Origin of the sequence: Falsiroseomonas oryzae (assembly GCF_027856955.1) — a bacterium.
GTDB classification, from domain to species: Bacteria; Pseudomonadota; Alphaproteobacteria; order Acetobacterales; family Acetobacteraceae; genus Falsiroseomonas; species Falsiroseomonas oryzae.
In genome coordinates this window covers 1-1,042 of sequence record NZ_JAPSMD010000864.1, presented here as the reverse complement: position 1 = coordinate 1,042, position 1,042 = coordinate 1, and the positions used below count along the sequence as shown (strand labels likewise).

General features: G+C 76.0%; 2 protein-coding genes. One reads left to right on the top strand and one right to left on the bottom strand.

From position 1 onward, the window contains the following. A partial coding sequence (locus OZN99_RS32320; RefSeq protein WP_270939279.1) for a hypothetical protein occupies window positions 1-702 on the top strand: 702 nt, incomplete at its 5' end. A gap of 8 nt (window positions 703-710) precedes the next feature. On the opposite strand, the gene OZN99_RS32315 is transcribed toward OZN99_RS32320, so the two are convergent. Then, the coding region (locus OZN99_RS32315) for a hypothetical protein (RefSeq protein WP_270939278.1) at window positions 711-1,042 on the bottom strand (332 nt) is incomplete at its 5' end.

Here is a 1,042-nt window from a genome sequence, read left to right as displayed (position 1 = left end):
CTGCTGGCGGAGCCGGTGCCGCTTGTGGACGGCCCGCGCGGGCGCGGCCGCCCGCTGGCGGCCGAGCGCCCGGTGCCGCTGGAGCTCGGCGCCGGCCAGTCGATCTTCATCCCCGTGCAGTTCCAGCCCGGGCAGCGCTATCGCATCTGGACCGCCAATCTCACCGCCAATGCCGACAGCACGCTGACGCTCTACGGCCCGGACGGCGAGGAGATCGGCTACGACGACGACGGCGGCGGCGGGTTCGCCTCGCGGCTCGTGGTGCGCCAGGCGGCCGACGGCCCGCATGTGCTGGAGGTCGGCAACATCGGCGCGGCCGGCAGCTTCACCCTGGCCTACGCGCCCGCCGGCGCCGCCGCCCCCGACCTGCCCTTCGTCGCGGATGAGCGCGGCCGCGGCACGGCGGCGACGCTCGGTCGGCGCTACTCCGTCACCCTCGACCGCCGGCAGGACCGCTTCGTGCAGCTCGACCTGCGCGCCGGCGTCGCCGTGGAGCTGCGCACCGAGGACCTGGAAGGCGACGTGGACACGATGCTGGCGCTGTTCGGACCCGATGGCGCGCTGCTCGGCGAGGACGACGACAGCGGCGACGGCCTCGCCTCTCTGCTGCGCGTCACGCCGGCGGCCGATGGCCCGCATGTCGTGCGGCTGCGCAACATCGGCAGCGCCGGCGCCTTCGACTTCGTGGTGGAGGCGCGCTGAGCCGCGCCTCAGCCGCCAGTGACCACCGCCTCCGGCACCTCGAAGCGCTCGTCGCCCTGGCGGATCAGGAACAGCTCCCCGAAGCGCTCGAAGGTCAGTTCGCCCGTCCCGTCGGCGCGGACGGGCGCGCCGCGCTCGAAGATGATGCGGCGGGTCACGCCGTTGCCGCCCAGCACGTCCAGCACCGCCGCGCCGCGGGCCGTCCGCTCCACGCCGAAGCGGCAGTCGCGGGAGGGTTGGCCGCGGATCATGGCGCAGGGCAGGAAGCCGGTGGCGTCGAAGCCGCGCGGCGCCGCGGGCCGCGCGCCGGCAGGGGTGGCGGGCGGTGCGATGGCGGCGG